Here is a 23,747-nt window from a genome sequence, read left to right on the forward strand (position 1 = left end):
GCTCCTTAGTCTGGTAATGCGCGAGGTATGCGGGGCAGTCACGAGCAGGCAGTCAAATTGGCACCACACCATCTTTCAGGAGTATGGGTTGCGGATGACTAAATACTGACCGTTACAATAATCGCATACACACCGTTGTACCAGAAAACCAGTCCACATAAGCGTTCTAGGAAATATCCGACACAATTTGATAAGGATGTCTTAAGTATTTTGTTACATCGAACCCATTCTTTCTGAGCAGTTACTCCGCTAATTTGTTGCAAAAATTCATCAACTCCCTGACCTTTGGGCATCAGACTTTTCTACCAACTCTTTCGGTTGGATAAGGTGTGACGTGCAAGGGCGATAGCACTGATCGCCCAGCGCGTTAAAGCAGGTAGCGCTTAAAGTTCCCGCCTGATGCCGCTTCACTAACGGACTGGTAAGAACGGAAAAAAGGTTTTGATAAATCTGCGGAGACGCAGCAAATTAAGGTTCTTTTCAAGTGGTCGCCCCACTTGCGGTCGAGAGGGTCCGGGCGTTTGCAACTCTGCCTGAAGCTGAGCATACTCACTTGCCGTAATCGGTTTGCCATCAAGCGGCGATCGCGCTCCAGTAATGACTTCCAACCGCAGCACTTCTTCAGGTTTATCCTCTGGATTAGGTAATGCCAGTACTGGTTCGATCGCGACCAAGCCCAGCCCCATCAGAAGCAGGAGCACCGTGAGTTGATTGACTTGACGGCGATCGGTCGCCAATACCACACTCAACGACTGTGTTAGAGACTCTTGAAGATTAGGTTGTGTCTGTTTCATACTATTGCTCGGTTTCATCGCCTTGCTGAGACAAAACACGTCTTTTGGCGGGTGACTTAAATCTAACGAACTAATAGAGCGTACGTTTGAATACAGCTTCAGTGCCTTCAAACTTCTAACATAGCTATACAGTGTTGCTTTATACAGTGTTAAGTAACAAAACAGCGTTAATTGACAAAACAGGGGCATCTTTACTGTAGTGCTTAGGCTCTACGGTCTTACAGATTTTTAAACAGCGGTTTCCGGTCGAGTGGAGTGCTGTTGCGATTAGGTAAAGGCAGGGAACAGATGGCAGGAGCCTTGCTGCTTTCTCTTTCTCTCCAATGCTTTGTCTCATCTTTAAGCGACTCGAAAAAAATGTGATGCCCTTTTGGACGAGTAACTCGCCCTAATTATTCATGCTGTCTGCCTTTTTTACCCTGCCTCGTGTGTTTCCTAAATTTCGTTTGGCTAAAGTATCACCAAGTAATTGGTTGGAGTATCCCGAAAAACAAAATGCCCAACTACGGCGGATTGTTGACCGTGTTCGCAATTCTCTAGAGTTGCGGGTTGTGCTGCAAACGGCAACCGATGAACTGGCAACCTTACTCAAGTTGGATCGCTGTAGTTTCTTGTGGTATTTTCACGACACTAAGCGGGTTCAGCTTGTCTGTGAGAGTGGTAATGTCGATCGCCTGCACCGAAAAGCTTTCGCACCAGGCTACTATCCGCTGGCTATGTTTGGCTTCACAGCGACCGCAATCGCCCGTGGCGAACTCAGCATCACTAGTGGGTTGAGTAGTGGCACTTCGCTGGTGCGATCGCTCAGGCACTGGATACTACCCTGGCGCAAACGTGATGAACAACCGCCTCCGCTAGTATTGGGCGCGATCGCTAATTTGTTGGTGCCCGTCAACTCGCAGGGCGGCTCGAATGGGTTTATCGCTTGCCTGTCTGACAAGCCCCGCCACTGGTCACCCGGAGAAGTGGAGTTTATTCAGTCGATCGCTCAGCAACTTGAGATTGCAATCCGGCAGGCGCAGCTTTATGAACAAACCCAAAAGCAGGCGCAGCGAGAGCGTTTGGTAAACCAGATCACTGCCCAGACGCGCCAAAGCTTTGAACTAGGAACGATTCTCAGTGGCGCGATCGCTCAACTGCTAGAGGCGCTCAAGGTCGATCGCTGCCTGGTGCATCTGGTTGAAGATCCTGGCGATTACGAGAGCGAACCCGTTGTTGAAGCGGTGATGGATGAAACCAACGATCGTGCTGCCTTTCGGCTCCAGCATCTGTATGAAGTCTGCCGTCCACCCTTTACAGGCACCATTGATGCGTTTGACACTAATGGTCCGATTACCCGCTGGGTGATTCAAAATCGCCGTCGCGTTGTCATTGCTGATGTGACTCAGGACGATCGCATTGGTCCCCACAACGAGGAGTATCAGCAGGCGGAAATTAAATCATCGCTGGTGGTGCCCGTGCAGAACAAGGAAAAACTGCACGCTATTCTCTATCTCAATCAGTGTTCTCACACGCGCTATTGGTCAAAGAACGACCAAAAACTGACACAAGCAGTGGCAGATCAGTTAGCAATTTCGATTCAGCAGGCGCATCTTTATGCTCAGACAAAGCAGCAGGCAGCAGAAAGTGCAGCACAGGCACACCATCTTGCAGAAACGCTGAACGAGCTACGTTTAACCCAAGCACAGCTTATTCAGAGCGAAAAAATGTCTAGCCTAGGGCGCTTGGTGGCAGGAGTGGCTCACGAAATCAATAATCCGATCAACTTCATCTACGGCAACGTGCCCTATGTCGAAACCTATATTCACGATCTGCTCCAGTTACTGAAGGAGTATGAGGCTCGCACACCAGAGCCAGATGAAGCTTTACAGGCAATGATTGCTGAAGTTGAACTCGATTTTTTGCGGGGCGATTTGCCTCGCATCCTCGACTCCATGCGATCGGGTGCCGAGCGCATTCGTCAAATCGTGCTCTCACTCCGCAACTTCTCGCGGTTGGATGAGGCACAGCGCAAACGGGTCAATCTCCACGAAGGCATTGAAAGTACGCTACTCGTACTCAAAACCCACTTCAAAGAAGACATCGAAATCATTCGTCAATATGGTGATTTGCCCCTGGTGGAATGCTATCCCGGCGACCTCAATCAGGTGTTTCTCAACCTGTTGCTGAATGCGATCGAAGCATTGAGTACCTGGCAGGGCAAAAAGGCGATCGCCATTTGCACCGATATGATTGCAGCCACAAACAACCAACCCGAAATGGTTCGCGTTGTCATCACTGATACAGGACCGGGCATTCCCCACAACCTGCAACACCAAATTTTTGATCCATTCTTCACCACAAAAGAGGTGGGGCAGGGGGTTGGGTTAGGGCTAACGGTGAGCTATCAAACTATTGTCAACCAGCACCACGGCTACCTGAAGTTTTACTCTGAACCAAAATTTGGTGCCGAATTTATGATCGAAATTCCTGTCCATCATGCACCCGTCCATCATCCGGCAGACTCAAAGTAACCGCGTACCGAGCTATCCTAGGAACGGTGTTTTAAACCACGATTGTGACCCAAAATCCTCGTCAGTTGGCTTTTTTGGCACTGCGATCGGTGCATCAGGGAGCCTTTGCCGACGTGGCGCTGGACAAAACGCTGCGGCAGGCAAAGCTCACTAATCTTCTCGATCGTCGCTTGCTGACCGAGCTAGTGTATGGCAGCGTTCGTAGGCAGCGGACGTTAGATGCGCTCATTGACCAACTGGCGAAAAAGCCTGCCCATCAGCAACCGGCTGATCTCCGCACCATCCTCCATTTGGGACTCTACCAACTGCGCTTTTTGAATCAAATTCCAGCCTCTGCTGCGGTGAATACAACCGTTGATCTGGCGAAGCAAAACGGCTTTGCTGGGTTAACAGGCTTTGTGAATGGCTTGTTGCGGCAGTATGTTCGTTTGAGGGAGGCAGAGGGAGCGGAGGGCGCAGGGGCGGCAGAGGGAGTAGGGGAAGCAAGGCAAAACTCCTCACTCCTCACCTCGCCCTCCCTCATTACCCGCCTTGGCATCCAACACAGTTATCCTGATTGGCTGGTGGCGCTTTGGCTGGAGCAGTTGGGGGTAGAAGCAACAGAGCAACTGTGTCAATGGATGAACCAGCCGCCCCATATTGATTTGAGGGTGAATACACTTAAGGCTTCGGTTGAAACGGTCGAGTCGGCAATGCAGACCGCAGGCGTTGCAGTAAGCCGTATTCCACACCTTCCACAGGCGTTGCGCTTGCCCGAAGCCGCAGGGGCAATTCAGCAGCTACCAGGCTTTGACGAGGGCTGGTGGATTGTGCAGGACAGTAGCGCTCAGTTAGTGGGCTATCTAGTCGATCCACAGCCTGGAGACGTGGTTATGGATGCGTGTGCAGCACCAGGCGGCAAAACCATGCATCTGGCAGAGTTGATGCACGATCGTGGTACGGTGTGGGCGTGTGATCGTGCTGCCTCTCGGTTAAGAAAGCTCAAGCAAAATGTCGATCGTCTGGGTTTGCAATCGATTCAACTGTGTGAGGGCGACAGCCGCAACCTGCCGCGATTTGTAGGGCAATGCGATCGTGTGCTGGTTGATGCTCCTTGCTCTGGCTTGGGCACACTCCATCGCCATGCTGATGCTCGTTGGCGACAAACGCCTGAAACTGTGCAGCAACTGACGCAATTACAAACAGAACTGTTGGATCAGGTAGCGTTATGGGTTAAGCCTGCTGGCAGTTTGGTTTATGCTACTTGCACCCTGCATCCGGCAGAAAATGAGGCGATCGTGCAGAGCTTTCTGGCTCGTCATCCTGACTGGGCGAGCGAGCCACCGCAACCGCATACGCCACCGGCGGCATTCGTCACTTCAGACGGATGGATTAAGATTTGGTCGCAGGAACACGATATGGATGGCTTTTTTATGGCGCGCTTGAAGAAGCGTTAAGTAACGGTGGGTATGGGTAGGGTGCAGGGTGTAGGGTGTAGGAAGCCTGCTCAGGTTGCTTGGCTCATTTACCTTTGTACCAGACCTATGACAACAGATCCTAAGGTTACAACGCTGCTAAAAATTCTCATTGGTGTCGCCTGGATTGATGGTCAAATTCAACCAGAAGAACGCGAGTATCTGCACCGCATTGCTGAAGAAAAGGGGTTAGAAAACGAGCCAGAGCTTCAGCCGTTGCTTCACGAATTTAGACCTGTAAAAGCAGCAGAATGCTATAGCTGGGTGAATGAATATCTGGGTGAACAGCCGACCTCAGAAGCTTGCCAGCAGCTTATCGAGGCTATTAGTGGGCTGATTTATAGTGATGGCACCGTAGATACCAGCGAGGCAAAACTGCTAACTGATCTCCAGCTTTTAGATACATCGCACCCGCCCTCTGAATCAGTGAAAAATTCAGTGCTTACAGCGATTCGTAATATTTACCAACGCTGGGTAGCTACTCTAAATGCATAAGTGATGTTATTTCATAGACATTTTTTGTTTTAGCGATCAGCTATCAGCTTCAAAGCTAGAGCTAACGGCTGACGGTTGAGAAGGCTCTCAACCGTTGTCCTTATTGATCGCCCAAAAACCTTACAACCCAGGAGTTTCCTCTTTCTTTACTTCAGGTACTGCATCAGGACGATCCTTGCCTTCCCAGCCAGGTGGACGCTTGGAGTTATACCAGGCGATCGAACCGATCGAAACGGCTGCAATAAACCCAACAACATAAACCAACGTAAACGAAACTGGAAACTGCATACCCGTGCTTGCAGCATCCGCAACCATTAATATATTCATCAGCAACACTCCATATTATTTTGAAATTCTACAGCTAAGGATAGAACTGTGGATCAGTCAACACATCTTCCACAGGGTTAGTTCTTGCCATCGGCTATCAGATAGAGTTTGGCAAGTTCAATTGAGCTGTGAACATTAGTCAGACAGGCTTTAGGGCTAGTGCTTGCTGCTTGAAGGACAGACTGAACACAATAAGCAAATCAATGGCAACGGTCATCTACTTGGTAAAGTGTGTGAACAATTGAGTAGCATTGGTGAACGTTAGAAAGACGCTTTACAATCCCCACACTTTGCAATTTTTACTATGAAGCCTGCCCTGACTCAACTTGGCAACCAAATGACCCGCCTGACTGGTGTGCGGGCAATTATGAAAGATATTGCTGAAACGTTGCGATCGGGTGCAGGACAGGACTTTATCAATTTAAGCGCAGGCAATCCGTTGATTTTGCCCGAAGTTGAACAACTCTGGCGCGATTGCACTGCCGACCTGTTGGCGAGCGCTGAGTATGGTGATGTAGTGTGTCGTTATGGTGCAAGTCAGGGCTACCAACCGCTGATTGATGCCATTGTGCAGGATTTTAATCGGCGCTATGGGTTGCAGTTGACCGAGCGCAACGTGCTGATTACACCTGGTAGCCAGAGCCTTTATTTTTACGCTACTAATGCGTTCGGTGGCTATACCGAAAGCGGCACCTTAAAAAAAGTTGTTTTGCCTCTGAGTCCCGACTACACAGGCTATGGTGGCGTAGCGCTCGCTCCAGATTCACTGTTTGCCTACAAGCCGTCCTTAGATATTGATACGGCTGCCCATCGCTTTAAGTATCGCCCCAACTTTAGCCAGTTGACGATCGCAGAAGATACAGGCTGTGTCCTTTTCTCTCGCCCCTGTAACCCAACTGGTAACGTTCTGACTGATGACGAAGTGCAGAAAATTGCAGCCTTGGCGGCTCCTCATCATGTGCCTGTCCTGATTGATTCTGCCTATGCACCACCATTTCCGGCGCTCAACTTTACCGAGATGACTCCGCTGTTTGGCGAAAACATTTTGCACTGCATGAGCCTTTCTAAAGCGGGGCTTCCCGGCGAGCGCATTGGTATTGCGATCGGTAACGAACAACTCATTCAAGTGCTGGAATGCTTCCAGACCAATATGTGCATCCATTCACCTCGCTATGGGCAGGCGATCGCCGCTCGTGCCATCAACTCTGGCGCGTTGGCAGACATTGCGGCTCAGGTGATTCGTCCCTTCTATCAGAAGAAAGTTGCGATCGTTGAAACAACGCTTGATCAGGCAATGCCTGCTGTGCCCTGGTTCTTACATCGCGGCGAAGGTGCTATTTTCACCTGGCTGTGGCTCAAAGATTTGCCCATCACTGACTGGGAGTTTTACCAAGAGCTAAAGCAGGTCGGCGTGATTGTTGTTCCTGGCAGTTCCTTCTTTCCGGGGCTGCATGAAGATTGGGAGCATACTCGTCAGTGCGTTCGCATTAGCCTGACTGGTAGCGATCAGGAGCTTGAAATAGCGATGCAGCGTTTAGCAGCAGTGGTCGAACGTGTGTATCAACAGTCCATAATCGGTAAGCAAGCAGTGGTGGCATCGTGAGCGATCGCAATTTAGAACGTAAAGAACCCGTAGCGCCAGACAGCACCAGACAAAAGGCAAAAACTAAAAGTAAAAAGGCAGAAGGCAAACGGCAAAAGGCAGAAGGGCGAGCACAAAAGACAGATGCACTTCAACCTTCACTCCTACCTCCTCACTTCCTCCCCATCGGTAAAATTGTGGCAGCGCAGGGCATGAAGGGCGAAGTGCGCGTCTACCCAGAATCGGATTTTCCAGAGCGCTTTTTAATACCAGGAACGCGCTGGCTCCAGCGATCGCCGTCCACAGCACCAGAACCGATTGAGTTGGTGCGGGGACGCTACCTGGATGGCAAAGGGCTGTACGTAGTGCAATTTGCCGGAGTGATCGATCGCGACCAAGCTGAAGCCTTGCGAGATGGTCAACTGTTTGTACCAGAGGGCGATCGTCCCCCTTTAGAAGAAGGTGAATTTCACATACTCGATTTGATTGGGCTAGTAGTGTTCGATCAAGCTACACAAGTGCTCATTGGCACCGTGAGCAGCATCATTCAGGCAGGCAACACCCTTTTAGAAGTGCAACGCAATGCAGTAGAAGCAACGAAACAACCTACTGTGTTGATTCCCTTTGTGGAGGCGATCGTGCCGCTTGTCGATTTACAGCAGCGCCGCATTGAAATCACACCACCACCCGGATTGATTGAGTAGAGCGGCAGCGCTTCGACATTGAATTCCTATTGCACTGAATTTAGTAGCCAGGTACGCTCTGTTGACGATCGCCGTTGCTATGAGAAGTTAGTTGCCGTCACTAACTCTGCGGGGTCAGTGATCAGAAAATCGGGTTTTTGTGCTCCTAACACCTTGCAGGAGTTGAAGCCCCAACAAACCGCAATGACTTTAATGCCTATTTTGCGGGCGGCTTCAACATCTCTAGTTTCGTCTCCGACATAAATAGCGGTGGCAGGATCAATTCGGTTATGGCGCAGAATTTTTTGAATAATTCTGCCTTTGCCAAAGAGCGTCAAGCCAGAATCGACGAAATCAAAGACCTCTCTCATGTCTTGAGCTGCCAAAAAAGCGATGACATTCTGTCTGGAGTTAGACGTAACAATACCTAGATGATGCCCCTGCCGTTTTAGTTCTAGCAACGCCTCTTTAATGCCAGCAATTGGTTGAAGTCCAGCAATCTCCTGGTTAAGTTCAAAGCGTAGCCGCCGCAATAAAAAGGGTAGTTTAACGAATGGTACGTTCGATCGCCTGAGAATTTCTTGAGAACTTAAATTCTTCAAAGCATCTACATCTTCTAACGGTGTGATTGGAAAACCAAACTCATCTGCCAATCGGTTGCTAATGGCAAACACAGTGTCAAAAGAATCAGCGATCGTGCCATCAAAGTCAAAAATAACTGTCTTCGCAGTGTGATTTGGCACTAGCGGCAGGGATTGCTCTAAAGTCTGCATGTTTTATGAAAGTGAGTGCTAAAAGTGGATCGAAAGATAGAGAACGGAGAAACAGTGAGCGATGATGTCTTTTTAATTAATACCTTTTTGATTTGATGTCTTTTGGATCATGACGGTCTGCAATAGACAATAGCGTACCCATAAGCTGCTTTTTACAAACTTATGTCATGCCGTCTTTGGCGATCGCTAACGTCAAGGAACGCGATCGTAACGTCTTGACCAACTTAGGATCATCAGTCTGACGATTCAGGGTTTGCTACACGAATCACTCCTTTCACTCCTCCACAAGAACGATGGTTTACATTGCTAAAACGTGCTGTTGCACCTCACGTTTCCAACATTTGTAATTGATATAAGCTGGCGTAGAGTCCACCCTGACGGAGTAACTCGTCGTGGTTACCAGATTCGACAAGCTGACCGCGCTTGAGGACGAGAATGCGATCGCAGTTGCGAATTGTAGACAAACGGTGAGCAATGATAATTGCCGTGCGGTTTTTTAGTAAATGGTCAAGCGCATCTTGAATCAGTGCCTCGGTGCCTACATCCAGACTAGCAGTTGCTTCATCTAATACGAGAATGCGCGGTTCGCGGATAGCCGCACGGGCAAACGCTAACAGTTGTTTTTGCCCACCTGAAAGATTAGTGCCTCGTTCGCGCAGAGGGGTATCGTAACCTTGTGGTAGTTGCTCAATCAGGGCAGAAACATTGGTGCGTTCAGCCGCAGATTGAATGGCTGCAAAGGGGTACGTTTCGCCCAAGGTAATGTTGCTCTTAACATCGCCTGCGAACACAAAGCCATCTTGCAGAATCACGCCCATGTGACGGCGTAGTTCCGTTTGTGGCAGATCGCGGACGTTCACCCCGTCTACCAAAATACAGCCTTCGGTGGCTTCATATAAACGGCTGAGTAGGCGAATGATGGAGCTTTTGCCTGCGCCTGTGGGTCCGACGAGCGCTACTTTTTCACCAGGACGAATCGTGAAGTTAAGGTCTCGCAGGACATAATCGCCTTCTTTGTAAGCAAACGAAACGTGCTCAAAGCGAATTTCGCCAGTGGTGGATTCGGGGCTGCTGTCTAGCGTTTTGGGGTGTTCGGGGTCACGAATGTCGATCGGCTCGTTAAAGATATCGCTGACTCGTTCCACTGCTGTAAAGCCTGCCTGAATCGCCGTGAACTTTTCGGCAAACTGACGCAGCGGATCGAAGAGGCGTTGGGCAAAGAGGATGAACGTTGAGAGTTGTCCGAGGTTAAGGGTTTCTCTCAGAATTAGGTTGCCACCCAGCCACAGCACAGCAGCGATCGCGGCTAGTGAGATCCACTCCAGCGTGGCGGAGATTGCCGAATCGTGAAAGATAGTTTTGTCAACTTCTTTGATGTAGCGCTTGTTAATCGTGCGAAACAGGTCAGCGTTGAAGGCTTCGCGGCGAAAAAGCTGCACAACATTAATGCCGACAATGTTTTCTTGTAGGGTCGAGTTGAGTATCGATAGTTCTTCGCGCGCTTTGTAGTTGGCTTTGCGATACTGCTGCTGAAAGTAAATAATTAGCGCTGTAGCGGGAACCAACATGGCTGTGAGCAAGAGCGCCAACTGCCACTGCAAAAGAAACATGGCGATCGCAATCACAATGATCGAAAAGAAATCGCCCAGAATGCCGATCGCACCGGTGGAAAAGACATCGCCTAACGCTTCTACATCGCTAGTGAGGCGGGTAATTAACCGTCCGACGGGCGTGCGATCAAAAAAGCGCATTGCTAACGACGTAACGTGGTGAAACAAATCTTGCCGAATATCTGCCGTGATGCGCTGCCCCATCTTTTGCACAAGGAATCCCTGCCGCGAATCAAAGATGGTTCGCAACACCAGCGTCAAGAGCAGCAACCCTGCCAGCGTATTGATGCCATCTGTCAGAGGCATCTGCCGCAGAAACGTCCAGCCCGTTGGCTCTTGCCGAATAAGGGAAATAGCTTCGCCAATGAGGATGGGCTGCATCGCTCCCGCGATCGCCGTCGGCACTAGGAGCGCAAATGACCATGCCAGCAACCGCTTATCGCGTAACCCGTACTCTGCCAAACGCATAAACAAGCGCCAGTCTGTCTCTCGCACGCGGCGATCGGGTTTCGTTTGGGGTGCGATCGAGCCAGTCATAGGTAGAGTCAGCTAAAAGGACGAGTGAAAAGAAACGTGTCTTCCAACTGTAGCGTAGTCAATTTTACTCGTACCAGGTAACGACTGCTACGTCTACATTTGCCAGGAGAATCAGTCAAGTCTTTTAAGCAATAGTTCATCAAATCTACACATTAATAATTCAGTAGAATTACTGGCTTGTTAACGGTGCGTTAGACCTGTCTTAAAGTCTCTGTGGGATTTATGGAGGGTGGTAGGCATCTACCTCCCCTTCTGTAAATGGATGAAGGCAGTTTAGCCATCAATGGCGGAAGGGGTGACACGAAGAACCTTTTACCTTCGTTTTGTTAGCGCGTCTACGATTCCGCACATCTACCTTCATCACATCTAAACGAACTATGGCAGACGTAACACTTAAAGGTTTTGCATCGCTTCCAGCCGATACGTTTGCTGAGGGACCTCCAGCGGGTAAGGGCATTGTTGCTAATGGGCGCACGGGTCCTTTTCCTGGTCAGCCAGTACAGGGCTTTAGCAGCGTGCAGTTTGCCGATGAAAACCGCTTCTGGTTTCTGTCAGATAACGGCTTTGGCGCCAAGAACAACAGCGCTGATTTTCTGTTGAGAATCTATCAGGTAGACCCCAGCTTGCAGGGCGCAGAACCTTCTGGTGACGGCAGCGTGGCGGTTAGAAAATTCATTCAACTACGCGACCCAGACAACAAAATTCCGTTTGAAATTACGAACGCTACAGGCGATCGCTTCCTGACAGGTGCAGACTTTGACGTTGAATCCTTTGTGATTGCCAAAGACGGCACCATCTGGGTGGGCGAAGAATTTGGTCCCTTTTTGCTGCACTTCGACGCAACAGGTAAACTGCTGGATGCACCGATCGCCACGCCAAATCTAGTTAACCTCAACACACTGGACGGCAAGCAGCCGATCGTCATTGGGCATCGCGGTGCCAGCGGCGAACTGCCAGAGCATACGTTGGAAGCGTACAAACTGGCGATCGAGCGCGGTGCCGATTTTATTGAACCGGACTTGGTGGCGACCAAAGATGGTGTGTTGATTGCTCGCCACGAACCCATTTTGGGTGGCACGACTGATGTTGCCAACCGTCCAGAGTTTGCCGATCGCAAGCGCAGTGGTACGGTAGATGGCGTGCTCTACGAAAACGAGTTTTTTGCTTCTGACTTCACCCTGGCAGAGATCAAAACCCTGCGGGCAATCATGCCTCAAGGTTTCCGTACCCAGGCATTCAACGGTGTCTTTGAAATTCCCACGCTGCAAGAAGTGATTGAGCTGGTGCAGCAAGTTGAGAAAGACACAGGCAAAAAAATCGGCATCTATCCCGAAACCAAGCACCCAACCTATCACGATGATTTAGGGCTCTCGCTGGAAGAACCGCTGCTAGCAACGCTAGAGCAAACAGGCTTCACCGACCCCAGCCGCGTCTACATCCAGTCGTTTGAAGTCTCCAACCTGAAGGAACTAAACACTAAGACCGACATCCCTCTGGTGCAATTGCTGGATGCTTATGATGTGGACTACAACACGGGCGAACTCCTTTATCAGGATGTCAATGCACGTCCTTATGATTTTGCAGTGGCAGGCGACACTCGCACCTATGGCGATTTGCAAACTCCCGCAGGCTTGGCGGAAATTGCCACCTATGCAGATGGTATTGGTCCCTGGAAGCGAATGATTGTGTCGCTCAAGAATGTGGATGCCAACAAGGATGGGCAACCAGACGACCTGAATAACGATGGCACGATTAACGACGCTGATCGCGTGACCCTGACTCCTACCAGCTTGGTCTCAGACGCTCACACGGCTGGTCTCCTAGTGCATCCTTACACCTTCCGTAACGAAGGACGCTTTCTGGCTTCTAACTATCAGGGCAATCCAGCGAAAGAGTTTGAGCAATTCATCAACCTGGGCGTGGACGGCTACTTTACTGATTTCCCTGGTACGGGTGATTTAGTGCGCGATCAAATTACCAGTCCCTTTGTCCGATCGCCCCAAAATCCTGATGTTCTCGCTACTACCGAGTTCAACACATTGGATGGCAAGCCGCCGATCGTCATTGGTCATCGCGGCGCAAGTGGCGAACGTCCCGAACACACACTGGCGGCTTACAAAAAAGCGATCGCCGATGGTGCTGACTTTATCGAACCCGATTTAGTAGTTACCAAAGACGGCATTCTCATCGCCCGTCACGAGCCAATGTTAGCCGTGTTGAATGCGAATGGCACTCTTAACACCACCGACACCAGCACCGATATTTACCTGCGTCCTGAGTTTGCCGATCGCAAAGCGACCAAAGTATTGGATGGCAACACAGTGACAGGCTGGTTTGCCGAAGACTTCACTCTGGCAGAGATCAAAACGCTGAACGCGATCGAGCGCATTCCAGCCATTCGCGGTACAGCCTTCAACAACGATGGGCTAAAAGTACCGACCCTGGATGAAGTGATCGACCTTGTGCAGCAAGTGGAAGCCGAAACGGGACGCAAAATTGGCATCTATCCCGAAACTAAGCACCCCACCTTCTTTACGGCGCAGGGCTTCAACACCAGCCAGTTACTCGTGGATACGCTGGTAGCGCAGAACTTCACCGATCCATCACGGATCTACATTCAATCTTTTGAAGTCGCCAACCTGAAGGCATTGAACACAACGATTCTGCCAAACGCAGGCATCGACATCCCCCTGGTGCAACTGTTTGGCGGCTCTGGTCGCCCCTATGATTTTGTCGTGAGTGGCGACACACGCACCTACACCGACCTCTCGACCCCAACCGGACTGGCAGATATTGCCACCTATGCGCAGGGCATTGGTCCCAATAAGCAACGAATTGTGCCGCTAGCTACCGTCGATCGCAACAACGATGGTCGTCCCGATGATCTGAATGGCGATGGGGCAATTAGCGACGGCGATCGCATCACAGGCACTCCAACCTCGCTTGTCACCGATGCTCACGCGGCTGGCTTGCTGGTGCATCCCTACACCTTCCGCAACGAGAGCTTCTTCTTGCCCAACAGCTACAACGGCGACCCGCTGGCGGAATTCAAGCAATTCATCGAACTGGGTGTAGATGGCTACTTCACCGACTTCCCCGGCACAGGCGAAGATGCCCGCAGCACCTTCATCACCCCACCAGCAGTCGCTAACCTTGGTCGCTCCCAAGGGTTTGAAGGCTTGGCAATCAGCCCTGACAAGTCTACGCTATACCCCTTACTGGAAGGCACGGTCGTCGGTGATCCGGCAGGCTCACTGCGGATTTACGAGTTTGATATGGCAACCAAACAATACGAAGGCTTGGTCGGCTACTACAAGCTGGAAAATCCCGCAAATGCGATCGGCGATATCACCGTCGTTAACAGCAACGAATACCTGATCATCGAGCGTGATAACAACCAGGCAGGTGCCGCCCAGTTCAAGAAGATCTTTAAGGTCGATTTTTCTCAGCAGGATGCCAACGGGTTTGTTGCCAAAACGGAAATTGCCAACTTGCTGGACATCAAAGACCCTGATGATCTCAACAAGGACGGTAGCACCAGTTTCAACTTCCCGTTCCAGACCATTGAAGATGTGTTGGTGCTTGATGCCAACACCATTCTGGTAGCGAATGACAACAATTATCCGTTCTCAGTTGGTCGTCCGCCCGCGATAGACAACAACGAAATCATCGTCCTGCAACTGGAGCAACCCCTCAAGCTCGACCCACGCATGGGTGTGGCAGGGTTAAATGTCAGATCCTATGAAGGCACCGAGGAGAACGATCGCCTGCGGGGAACGAAACGCAATGACTACATCGAAGGTGGTGCAGGCAATGATTTTCTAAGCGGCGTCAAAGGCAACAACTTCCTCGTTGGCGGTGAAGGACGAGATCTTTTCGTACTCGCGAAGGGTGGTACACAAACGATTGCCGACTTTGAGAACGGCACAGATCTCATTGCGCTGCCAGCGGGCTTGGGCTTTAACAGGCTCTCGATTCTGCAAGGCACTGAACTGAATGCTAATGACACACTGATCAAACGTCAGGGTGCAACGTTGGCAGTACTGTCGGATGTGCAGGCAAACAGTCTCACCGCCAGCAACTTCATCTCGATCTAAACGATCGAGTAATAAAAAAGTGGGGCAGAGCGTAAATTCTCTGTCCCACTTTTTTATCATCAAAGCGACGGAAGTGAACTGGCTTACGCTGCTACAGGCTCAGGCATGATGTCCTGGCAGTAGGTTTCGTACACGCCATCTAGGAATTGCCAGAGCGCATCGGCGGCTTTTTCAGCTACTTTCAGTGCTTCAGCTTGCTTTTCAGGTGTATCGGCGTACTGCTCAATGAGCTTCTGTGAGGTTGCGGTGTGCCACACGTCTGCCTGCTGATGCACCGTGAAAAACTGATAGTCGTCAGGGTTCGTCATGCCATAGAACTGTTTGAGTCCATCCACTTTGACGGCTGCAATGTCGGGAATTTGTGACTCGTAGGCATAGAGTGCTGCCAAGCCTGCGTAGAAGGGCGATGTCAGGCAAAGCTGACGGAAGGTCTCTACCAGGTTCGTTGTTGTTGCCAAGGCAGACGTTGCTGCTAGGTCAGCTTCCGTTGCACCAAGGGCTTCCGCAAACCGCTTCCATAAGGCAGGATGGTTGGTTTCGCCACGCTCTTCTTCGATCAGGTTTTCGAGAATTTCTTGGCGAACGGCAATTGCGTTGTCAAAGGAGGGCGTGTTGAAATGCACTGCACTCAGATAGGTCGGAAACGCCAGCACATTCTGAAAATACTGGATCGCGTAATGCTTCAGGTGTGTGCGAGTGAGCTTACCTTCTGTCCAGGCAATGTAAAAGGGATGGGTCAAAAGATGCTTGCGATCGACGATCGACTTCAGGTCTTCACAAAATGCCATATAGCTTCCACCAGCTAGAATATGACTGGAGTTTACCTCACTCAGCCGCCATTTTGAGCCATCCAAACACCTGATTCGCGGTTGTAAGAGTTGTGTTGGCGATCACTCTGTTCTTCGTGTAGTGCTACATATGTACTTAGATCAAGCAAAAGCACGTTTCTCAGAGTTTTATCAAACCATCCCCGAAAAGCACAAGCCTGCCTCTCCTTACGTTGCAGTACCAAGCAGCGAAGCTGAAATCAAAGCAATGGAGAAGGCCCTGAAGCTGTCTTTCCCTGCTGCTTATCAAGAATTTCTGCTGTGGATGGGAAAGGACATTCCTTCTTTTATGAATTCTGAGGTTTTTAGCCTCCGTACTTTGCCCCGCAATCGAGAGGATGCGATCGAATTGCTAGAGGAAAATGAGTGCAATGACAGTCTGCCCGATGATGCAATTGTTTTTGCCTGGTATCACTAGGGGGGAAGTTTTCACTTTATCCGAGCCTCTGAGGGAGATAATCCACCTGTTCACTTTTACTACGAAGGTAAAGATGATGGTAAAAGCATCACTTGGAATGCTTCTCCAAACTTGGAGGCTTTTGTCATTCTTTATATGGATAACTTCCTGTCCAACATAGCGCGATGGGAAGAGTGGAGCCGATCATTGAATAATGGTTAATGTGCTTGCGTCGTGAGTCAGCGCGTCTACTAACTTCTCCTCAAGCATCTTCATTACCAACTGTCTTTTACTTGTAAGCACAAATTCCCAGTGAGCAAGGGCGATGTTTTACACTCAAGAAACGAATCGCTCTCGGCTCAAACGCGAAATACTCAAATGTGAGGTCAGCATGGTACAGGCAGTTTATCAAGTTGATGCCCTCTGGGATAACGATGCGGCTGTTTGGGTGGCAACCAGCGACGATGTACCAGGATTAGCAACAGAAGCTGACACACTTGAGGCATTGAGCCAAAAGCTGCGGAATATGGTGCCTGAATTGCTGCGCCTCAACCATGTCATTACGGCTGATTATGTTGGTGCGATCGCGATTCAACTCACTAGCCAGCGACAGGAACTCATCGAGGTTGCATCATAAGTGGCTGTATCGCTCACGCCATTGCTCAAGAAACTATTGTCAGAATCTGGTTGTTTCTTTGAACGTCAAGGCAAAGGCGATCACGAAATTTGGTACAGCCCTATCACAGAGCGTCGATTTGTGGTGGATAGTGCAATCAAATCGCGTCACACAGCTAATGCAGTGCTAAAGCAAGCAGGCTTACCGAAGACGTTTTAGCGTTCTGACGTGCTGTTTATACTGCTCAAGTAGCCACGATCGTTACCTGCGATCGCAGTTTTTCAATCCACTCGCTTAAACCATCGGTGTTGAGACGGTAACTCAGGGGATGCGCGATCAGGCGGGCAGTCGTTTCAAAGAGGATATCGGTTTCAATCAAGCCGTTTTCGCGGAGAGTCGTGCCTGTAGCGACCAAATCAACGATCGCCTCAGACATCCCTGTAATCGGTCCCAGTTCCACCGAGCCGTTGAGTGGCACAATCTCGACGGGCAAATCCAAACTGTCGAAATATTCGCGGGCACAGTGGACAAATTTGGAGGCTACTCGCCCATACAACGGTAAGTCTAATGCCGATCGATAGGGGCTAGACTGCTTCACCGCTACAGACATCCGACATTTGCCAAAGCCAAGATCAGCAAGATGCGCGACCTGAGGGACTTTCTCTCGCAGTACGTCATAGCCAATGATTCCTAGCTGCGCCTGACCGTATTCCACATACACTGGCACGTCGTAGTTCCGCACCAGGAATGCTTTTGCCGTTCCAGTGGGGTCAGTAATTTGCAGCAAGCGGTTGGCTGGATCGAGAAACACGCTGAAATCTAGTCCCACTGCCTTCAACAGTCGAATGCTGTCTGGTAGGAGAGCGCCTTTGGGGAGTACAACAGTCAGCATAAACAGTCTTCAGTGATCGGCAATCAGCACGATAATAATAGCTGAAAGCTGATGGCTAGAGGCTAATCGCGCTGATGCGGATTCTTTTGGTGGATGACGAAGTAGAAATGGCAGACCCGTTAAGCCTCCTTTTGACCCGTGAAGGCTATGCAGTGGATGTGGCGTATGACGGCGATCGTGGCAATCAGTTGGCACAGCAGGAGCACTACGATCTGCTGATTCTAGACTGGATGTTGCCCTGCTATTCGGGGTTAGAGATTTGTCAGCAAGTGCGATCGCGCGGTGATACGACACCCGTTCTGTTTTTGACGGCAAAGGACACTATCGACGATCGGGTAGAGGGGTTGGATGCTGGAGCCGATGATTATCTCATCAAACCGTTTGAGCTGCGAGAACTGCTTGCTAGAGTCCGGGCATTGCTGCGCCGTCCCGCCACCTTAGAGCCTGTTGCACCAACTCAACGGTTGCAGGTGGATGATTTAGAACTCGACATCAGCAATCAGCTTGCCTACCGTCAGGGGCGGGCGATCGAGCTTTCCGAAAAAGAAGCACAATTGCTGGCATACCTGATGCGCCTGCCTAACCAACTTCTCACCCACGAGCAAATCCACCAGCATCTCTGGGGCGACAGCGTAGAAAAACCTACCAGCAACGCTCTTGCCGCTCAGATTCGGCTCCTACGGCGCAAAATTGAAGCCAATGGTGAACCGCCCTTAATCACCACCGTCTACGGAAAAGGCTATCGGTTTGGCGTTTCGGCTGAGTAACCGTTGGTATGTAGAGCAGACATCTGCTCTGAAAGAGGACTGGGAATGACCCTTTGGCACTGTCTTAGTGCCCTCTGCTAAAGGCTTTCGCCCTTATCGCTTATAACGTTCACAAATCCCTAATTTCCTAAAATAAGTCTGTTTACTGGGTCACCTTCACGATAATTATCCCTGGGGTAGAGATTTAAAGGTTTGATGAAAGGTAAGATAAAATCCCGTTTTTGATTTTGTAGTGCATACTACCGTTCACTAAACCACAGATTATTCATGCCAATTTTCGGACTTGTATGGGTTGCCTCGTGGGTTGGTTGCTTTTTTTCGTCTAGCCAAGACCTCTTACGAGCGCCTGCTGCTTTAGCCCGTGTTCTACCACTTCAAGCCGTTTACAGGGTAAGTGGTGCTCGTGACGAACGATCAGTTGCTGCCAGCCGCGATCAGGTCATCTCCGTGCTGCCCTCGCAGCAAGTGCAACCATTTGGCTCCATGATGCCAACTGTGCCTCAGGCTCAAGCCCTTTCTTTAGCGCTGGCGTTTGATGCCAGTAGTATTCTGTCAGCCCCAGTTGATTTTCTAGGCGCGTTTAAGAACCTCTTCTCAAGCTTTCAGAAATTTACAGCGTCTCGCTCTACTCCACCTGTCGTTGTGGTTCAGGCAGAACCTAAGAGAGAGACCAAAACGAGCATTAAGCAGGTCAGCTCTGGGCTAGGCTTTGGTCACTGTCTGTCGATCGCTCAACGTAATGCCAAAGGTGGTACAAACCCCCGCCTTAAGCATCAGACCAAAAGCCTGTTTCAGGTCAAGATTAAAGACTCTATTGTTGGCTCTGTCTTTAGTCAACGGCAGGCAAAGCAACTTGCTAATCACCTTGAGCAGGCTTTGGACAGTGCCACTGCAAGTGAGGCTAAAGTCCCCTTTGACCAGTTGCAGCCTGGTTTAATCAATGGTGTGCCTGGTGGAAAATTGGGCGATCGCATATTGTTTACTGTGGATCAGCAGATGGCTAACCAGTGGGACTGTCACCCCGAAGTTTTAGCAATTCAGTGGGTTAACGCTTTGCGAACAGCGTTAGCCGAGCCGCCTCTGGCACTTGCCGACGCGCAGGCAAAAATGCGTGGCTTGCAAGCAACTGGGGAGCGATTGGAAGGTATTGCCTCCTGGTATGGTCCCTATTTTCATGGGCGGCAAACAGCGACAGGCGAACGGTTTAACCAAAATGACTTCACCGCCGCTCATCCATCGCTGCCCTTTGATACCTATCTGAAAGTAACCAACCGCAACAATGGAAAAGCTGTCATTGTACGAGTCAACGATCGCGGTCCTTACTTTGACAACCGTACGTTGGACCTGTCTCGGGAAGCTGCTCGGTCTCTGGATAGCGAAACTAATGGTGTTGTACCAGTAGAAGCTGAAATCATGCAGCCCGCCACGTCAACTGCTGACCTAAGTAAGTCGATCGCTCGCAGGCTATAGCGTTGCGCTGAGCGGCAAAATAATATGGCGGTTTGCATCAATGATCAGCCGCCCTTCGCTACGAAGCTGACCCAGTAGCCGAGTGACAGTGACGCGAGTGGTACCGATGGCACTTGCTAGGTGTTGATGGGTTAGCCGTACGCTGAGGCGAGTGCCACCAGCAACTGGCTGCCCGACTTCCATTTGTAGCAACAGCAGCAATTGCCGTAGCCGATCTTCCACCCGTCGATAGCCTGCCATTGCTAGCATTGCTTCGGTTTGCCGCAGTCGGCGTACTGTATGACGACCCACTTCTTGAGCTAGTATGGGGGATTGATCGATTTCGGTGATCGTCAGACCCATGACATCAACATCTGACAGCGCTGTTGCTTGGTAGGGATAAATGAGCGTTAGCGGCAATCCGAACGGCATAGAAGGACCTGCTAACCCTAGCAAGGCATCGTCACCATTTTGATACAGGGTACTAAGCTGCACTACACCCCGGCAGACAACCCACACATCCTGAGGATTCATGGGAACTGTTTGTCCGGCTCGGAAGGAACTCAGGCTTCGCCCTTGATAGAGTTCTTCCAGAAAATGACGCAGATCAGGCTGAACAGCATCTCTAGAAGCGTAGGCTTGCAGCATAGAGCTTATAAATGTGATGAGGAGCACCACAAGCCTAGAACCTGTATTTCAAGGGAAGTTAATTAGAAGGTTGGCTTTAGGTTAAGTTTTGCTGATGGGGCACGATTGCCAGCAGCCCATAGCGTAATGAAGCTGACACTGTTACAGACCTACTCCTCACTCCGTTCGGTTGAGCGCTTACGTCGAAGCCCTAGTCCCTATCTCCATTCCTTACTCCCTTTCCTTCCACGCATCAATCAACTCATCCATTGACAGACCCAAAATGCGTGCCAACGGGTTAAGTTGGTTATTCTCAATATCTTCGTTTCGATAAATCGCTTGTAGCTCAGCGCGGGACAGTCGAAACGTATCGCAGAACTTGGCAAACTCCTCATCGTTTAAGTCCAAGTCTTCCTGGCGTTGTTTTAATAACAGAGCGACTAAAGCCGTACCACTTGTGGGGCTTACTGCTTTAGCCATGTACTGCTGCACTAGCTCGCCAACACCCATTGCACTACCACCCGATCGTGCTGTCAAGTCATAGCAAGCCAACTCTAGCGCTTTATACAACTGTTCTCCCTCAGTCAACTGTTTCACGATATAACGAGCATAGGCTGGCTGGCAAAAGCCAACCACCTTACCCTTATGCGTCAGAGGAATGAAAGATTCATGGTCATTAAAAGCCCAGGACGACGGCTGTGGTGTCTTCGCCATGTAATTCTCCGAGAAGCATAAAGGATGATAAATGGTGAGTGGCACTCATTGAGCCATTTTATTGCTTCACCCACTATTTATTCATCCTTCACCGAATTACGGTAGCGCTTTAAGCACTTTTGTAAGCTGTTCAATCAGTTGATCAATGTGGCTTGTCTCGATCGTGAGTGGTGGCGACAGGGCAATAATATCGCCGGTTGTGCGGATCAACAACCCTTGCTCAAAGCAGTTGACGAGGCATTCGTAGCCACGGGCACCGGGAGTGCCAGACGATGCCAATTCAACACCAGCGACCAAACCCATATTGCGAACATCAATCACGTGGGGTAAGCCTTTAAGCGAATGAACAGCGTTTTCCCACTCGCTAGAGAGCCGACGGGCGCGATCGAACAAGCCCTCTTTTTCGTAGATGTCCAGTGTCGCTTCAGCAGCAGCACAGGCAACAGGATGACCAGAGTAGGTGTAGCCGTGGAAGAGTTCGATCGCGCTGTCGGGTCCATGCATAAAGGCATCATGAATGCCCTGCCGTGCAAACACTGCACCCATCGGGACGGTGCCATTGGTAATGCCTTTTGCTACCGTCACCAGATCGGGCATCACGCCAAAATGCTCGGTTGCAAAGCCCGAACCCAAGCGCCCAAAGCCCGTAATTACTTCATCAAAAATCAACAGAATACCGTATTTGTCGCAGATGGCTCGCAAGCGTTCGAGATAACCTTTGGGGGGCACTAGCACTCCTGTTGAGCCAGCCAGCGGTTCGACAATCACAGCGGCGATCGTGGAGGCATCATGCAGCGTTACAATGCGTTCCAGTTCATCTGCCAAATGTGCGCCCCACTCAGGCTGACCACGAGTAAACGCGTTGTGTTCCAGATTATGCGTGTGCGGCAAGTGATCCACACCAGGAATCAGGCTACCAAAAAACCTACGGTTGGGTGCAATACCACCCACTGAGATACCACCAAAACCAACGCCATGATAGCCACGCTCTCGCCCAATCAACCGGGTACGCGCGCCTTCTCCCCGCACACGATGGTACGCCAGCGCTATTTTGAGGGCAGTATCTACCGACTCAGAACCAGAATTGGTAAAAAAGACGTGGTTTAGATCGCCCGGAAGCATTTTAACCAGTCGATCGGCAAGGGCAAAAGGACCTGGATGCCCCATCTGAAACGTCGGTGCAAAATCCAGTTCCATCACTTGGGCGTGTACGGCTGCCGCAATCTCTTCGCGACCATGCCCTGCATTGACGCACCACAAGCCAGCAGTGCCATCCAACACTTCACGCCCATCGACTGTTGTGTAATACATCCCTTTTGCTGCCGCCATCAATCGGGGCTTGGCTTTGAACTGCCGATTGGCGGTAAAGGGCATCCAAAACGCATCAAGGGATGCAGGGTGAGTGGTCGGTTGCTCTGGTTGCATAGCGGTAACTAAGGGCGATCGGCTTCCATCAGCTTACCTTGGAAGCAGCCATCCAATTAGGTGAGCGATCGTTGGCTTCTGTCCACCTTCAGCCTACGCTTCAAGAAGCAAGCCACAGCTTGAAAGCGCACGCTGGCAGTTTGCTAGTGATAGAACGCTGCGAACGCAAAGGCAGCTAGTAACGGTATAAGGATGGGTACTGTGACGACAAGCCCCCATTTACCCAGCCGAATGGGTTGACCGTCTGCCTTCATGAGAGCAATCACAGCCGCTCCTCCCATGACGACCCAGAGCAAGCCAAAGGCAAGAAAAATAGCGTAAGTAGAATCTTCCATCTTCTTGTTTTAGCGCATGAGTAGAATTATCACTAGCATAAATTTATGCAAGAGGGAAAGGTTCAATATTGGCGATCGCCTTCTTAATTGCAGCACCCATCAGGATAAGTGATCAGTTGCTTCGTTGGCTTGGCAGTTACTAAGAGCGATCGCGTTTCAACCGATGGCATTAAGTTTCAAAAGATAAACTTTGATTTCAACCCTAGAAATCACAATAGAAGGGGAGTATTCTAAAAACAAGAAGCAAAGAAAGGAGGCTTCTTAATTCAAAATAAATGGTTCAGCTTACGTTAAACAGGAGGTTTTTATCGTTTTAACGTCTGAATCGATCTCGTCAATATGTGCAGCATTCAACCAGGTTGTTGATACCTCTTCATCTGCAACATCGAGAGTAATGCAATAGATACCTAAATACCCAAAAACAACTCAACGACGGTATCGCAGCAGCTCTAATTATGATCGTCATAAGCGAGGAGATCCCTCATCTTAGCCGTTCTAAGTGCTGTACAACCTTTAATTTGTTGCTTTTGATCCATTGATTGAAAGCCTAGATAGCCCCGACTATAGCAATATATGGTCGGGGTTACCTTTTGTTTGTGTTGCGCTGCATCCTCGAACCACGATCGCAGACGTAACCTCTAACTCAGTGCCAACGCTTTGCAACCATCCGCTGCAAAAACTTCGTTCTAAGGGTGCGATCGCTCAATCTGATGAAATTAGGATTGCTTCATCATTTGCAGAAGCCTCGTCGCAGAAACGTACGAAAATCTCAAAATGGAGCGGCGGTGAATGCATTGCCGCTCCACAATTAGGTTGAAGCATCAACTCAAGCG

General features: G+C 50.1%; 22 protein-coding genes. 12 read left to right on the forward strand and 10 right to left on the reverse strand.

Annotation, left to right across the window (positions count from 1 at the left end; genetic code table 11):
- Positions 1–410: 410 nt before the first annotated feature.
- Positions 411–794: a hypothetical protein gene (locus tag H6F76_RS21610; protein ID WP_242036787.1), complete on the reverse strand. Its 384-nt coding sequence runs from the start codon at positions 792–794 to the stop codon at positions 411–413.
- A gap of 398 nt (positions 795–1,192) precedes the next feature.
- Here H6F76_RS21610 and H6F76_RS21615 point away from each other — a divergent pair, with 398 nt between their 5' ends.
- The 3 genes from H6F76_RS21615 (at position 1,193) to H6F76_RS21625 (ending at position 5,256) form a co-directional block, all read left to right on the forward strand.
- The gene (locus H6F76_RS21615) at positions 1,193–3,307 is read left to right on the forward strand and encodes a GAF domain-containing protein (protein WP_190511409.1); all 2,115 of its coding nucleotides are present in this window, start codon (positions 1,193–1,195) and stop codon (positions 3,305–3,307) included.
- A 44-nt stretch (positions 3,308–3,351) separates the two neighbouring features.
- Positions 3,352–4,743, forward strand: coding sequence for a 16S rRNA (cytosine(967)-C(5))-methyltransferase (locus H6F76_RS21620; RefSeq protein ID WP_190511411.1), 1,392 nt, complete (start codon positions 3,352–3,354; stop codon positions 4,741–4,743).
- Between the two features lie 87 nt (positions 4,744–4,830).
- Positions 4,831–5,256, forward strand: coding sequence for a TerB family tellurite resistance protein (locus H6F76_RS21625; RefSeq protein ID WP_190511413.1), 426 nt, complete (start codon positions 4,831–4,833; stop codon positions 5,254–5,256).
- 120 nt (positions 5,257–5,376) lie between these two features.
- Here the strand turns inward: H6F76_RS21625 and H6F76_RS21630 are convergent, their stop codons facing one another.
- Positions 5,377–5,583, reverse strand: coding sequence for a hypothetical protein (locus H6F76_RS21630; protein ID WP_190448902.1), 207 nt, complete (start codon positions 5,581–5,583; stop codon positions 5,377–5,379).
- 304 nt (positions 5,584–5,887) lie between these two features.
- Here H6F76_RS21630 and H6F76_RS21635 point away from each other — a divergent pair, with 304 nt between their 5' ends.
- Positions 5,888–7,186: a valine--pyruvate transaminase gene (locus H6F76_RS21635; RefSeq protein WP_190511415.1), complete on the forward strand. Its 1,299-nt coding sequence runs from the start codon at positions 5,888–5,890 to the stop codon at positions 7,184–7,186.
- Positions 7,183–7,869: a ribosome maturation factor RimM gene (gene rimM, locus H6F76_RS21640; RefSeq protein WP_190511417.1), complete on the forward strand. Its 687-nt coding sequence runs from the start codon at positions 7,183–7,185 to the stop codon at positions 7,867–7,869. The genes H6F76_RS21635 and rimM overlap by 4 nt, the downstream gene beginning before the upstream one ends.
- A gap of 77 nt (positions 7,870–7,946) precedes the next feature.
- Here the strand turns inward: rimM and H6F76_RS21645 are convergent, their stop codons facing one another.
- Entirely contained in the window at positions 7,947–8,621 is a 675-nt protein-coding gene (locus tag H6F76_RS21645; RefSeq protein ID WP_190511419.1) for an HAD hydrolase-like protein, read from the reverse strand.
- A 326-nt stretch (positions 8,622–8,947) separates the two neighbouring features.
- Entirely contained in the window at positions 8,948–10,768 is a 1,821-nt protein-coding gene (locus H6F76_RS21650; protein WP_190511421.1) for an ABC transporter ATP-binding protein, read from the reverse strand.
- Positions 10,769–11,145: 377 nt separating this feature from the next.
- Here H6F76_RS21650 and H6F76_RS21655 point away from each other — a divergent pair, with 377 nt between their 5' ends.
- Positions 11,146–14,865, forward strand: a complete 3,720-nt coding sequence (locus H6F76_RS21655; protein WP_190511424.1) for a glycerophosphodiester phosphodiesterase family protein — start codon at positions 11,146–11,148, stop codon at positions 14,863–14,865.
- 83 nt (positions 14,866–14,948) lie between these two features.
- Here the strand turns inward: H6F76_RS21655 and H6F76_RS21660 are convergent, their stop codons facing one another.
- Positions 14,949–15,653 carry a CADD family putative folate metabolism protein gene (locus H6F76_RS21660; protein ID WP_190511426.1) on the reverse strand — a complete coding sequence of 235 codons (705 nt, stop codon included), beginning with the start codon at positions 15,651–15,653 and terminating at the stop codon, positions 14,949–14,951.
- Between the two features lie 130 nt (positions 15,654–15,783).
- On the opposite strand from H6F76_RS21660, the gene H6F76_RS21665 reads away from it, so the two are divergent.
- The 3 genes from H6F76_RS21665 (at position 15,784) to H6F76_RS21675 (ending at position 16,924) form a co-directional block, all read left to right on the forward strand.
- The gene (locus H6F76_RS21665) at positions 15,784–16,110 is read left to right on the forward strand and encodes an SMI1/KNR4 family protein (RefSeq protein ID WP_190511428.1); all 327 of its coding nucleotides are present in this window, start codon (positions 15,784–15,786) and stop codon (positions 16,108–16,110) included.
- Between the two features lie 370 nt (positions 16,111–16,480).
- Positions 16,481–16,726, forward strand: a complete 246-nt coding sequence (locus tag H6F76_RS21670; RefSeq protein ID WP_190511533.1) for a DUF1902 domain-containing protein — start codon at positions 16,481–16,483, stop codon at positions 16,724–16,726.
- On the forward strand, positions 16,727–16,924 hold the full coding sequence (locus tag H6F76_RS21675; protein ID WP_190511430.1) for a type II toxin-antitoxin system HicA family toxin: 198 nt from the start codon (positions 16,727–16,729) through the stop codon (positions 16,922–16,924).
- A gap of 25 nt (positions 16,925–16,949) precedes the next feature.
- Here the strand turns inward: H6F76_RS21675 and hisG are convergent, their stop codons facing one another.
- On the reverse strand, positions 16,950–17,597 hold the full coding sequence (gene hisG / locus H6F76_RS21680; RefSeq protein WP_190511432.1) for an ATP phosphoribosyltransferase: 648 nt from the start codon (positions 17,595–17,597) through the stop codon (positions 16,950–16,952).
- 74 nt (positions 17,598–17,671) lie between these two features.
- Between hisG and rppA the strand changes: the two genes are divergently transcribed.
- Entirely contained in the window at positions 17,672–18,364 is a 693-nt protein-coding gene (rppA, locus tag H6F76_RS21685; protein WP_190511434.1) for a two-component system response regulator RppA, read from the forward strand.
- Between the two features lie 267 nt (positions 18,365–18,631).
- Entirely contained in the window at positions 18,632–19,834 is a 1,203-nt protein-coding gene (locus tag H6F76_RS30035) for a septal ring lytic transglycosylase RlpA family protein (protein WP_190511437.1), read from the forward strand.
- Here the strand turns inward: H6F76_RS30035 and H6F76_RS21695 are convergent.
- The 4 genes from H6F76_RS21695 to H6F76_RS21710 all read right to left on the reverse strand — a co-directional run bounded on the left by H6F76_RS21695 (position 19,829) and on the right by H6F76_RS21710 (position 22,914).
- Complete coding sequence (locus H6F76_RS21695) at positions 19,829–20,461, reverse strand: Crp/Fnr family transcriptional regulator (protein WP_190511439.1); 633 nt, start codon at positions 20,459–20,461, stop codon at positions 19,829–19,831. The two genes, H6F76_RS30035 and H6F76_RS21695, sit on opposite strands and share 6 nt — an antisense overlap.
- A 210-nt stretch (positions 20,462–20,671) precedes the next feature.
- Complete coding sequence (locus H6F76_RS21700) at positions 20,672–21,154, reverse strand: hypothetical protein (protein ID WP_190511441.1); 483 nt, start codon at positions 21,152–21,154, stop codon at positions 20,672–20,674.
- 96 nt (positions 21,155–21,250) lie between these two features.
- Positions 21,251–22,579 carry an aspartate aminotransferase family protein gene (locus tag H6F76_RS21705; RefSeq protein ID WP_190511443.1) on the reverse strand — a complete coding sequence of 443 codons (1,329 nt, stop codon included), beginning with the start codon at positions 22,577–22,579 and terminating at the stop codon, positions 21,251–21,253.
- A gap of 143 nt (positions 22,580–22,722) precedes the next feature.
- On the reverse strand, positions 22,723–22,914 hold the full coding sequence (locus tag H6F76_RS21710; RefSeq protein ID WP_190448889.1) for a hypothetical protein: 192 nt from the start codon (positions 22,912–22,914) through the stop codon (positions 22,723–22,725).
- Positions 22,915–23,449: 535 nt separating this feature from the next.
- On the opposite strand from H6F76_RS21710, the gene H6F76_RS21715 reads away from it, so the two are divergent.
- Positions 23,450–23,731 (forward strand): hypothetical protein, encoded by a 282-nt coding sequence (locus H6F76_RS21715; protein WP_190511447.1) that lies wholly within the window; start codon positions 23,450–23,452, stop codon positions 23,729–23,731.
- Positions 23,732–23,747 lie beyond the last annotated feature (16 nt).

The sequence above is a fragment of the Leptolyngbya sp. FACHB-321 genome (assembly GCF_014695975.1).
Classification (GTDB): domain Bacteria; phylum Cyanobacteriota; class Cyanobacteriia; order Leptolyngbyales; family Leptolyngbyaceae; genus Stenomitos.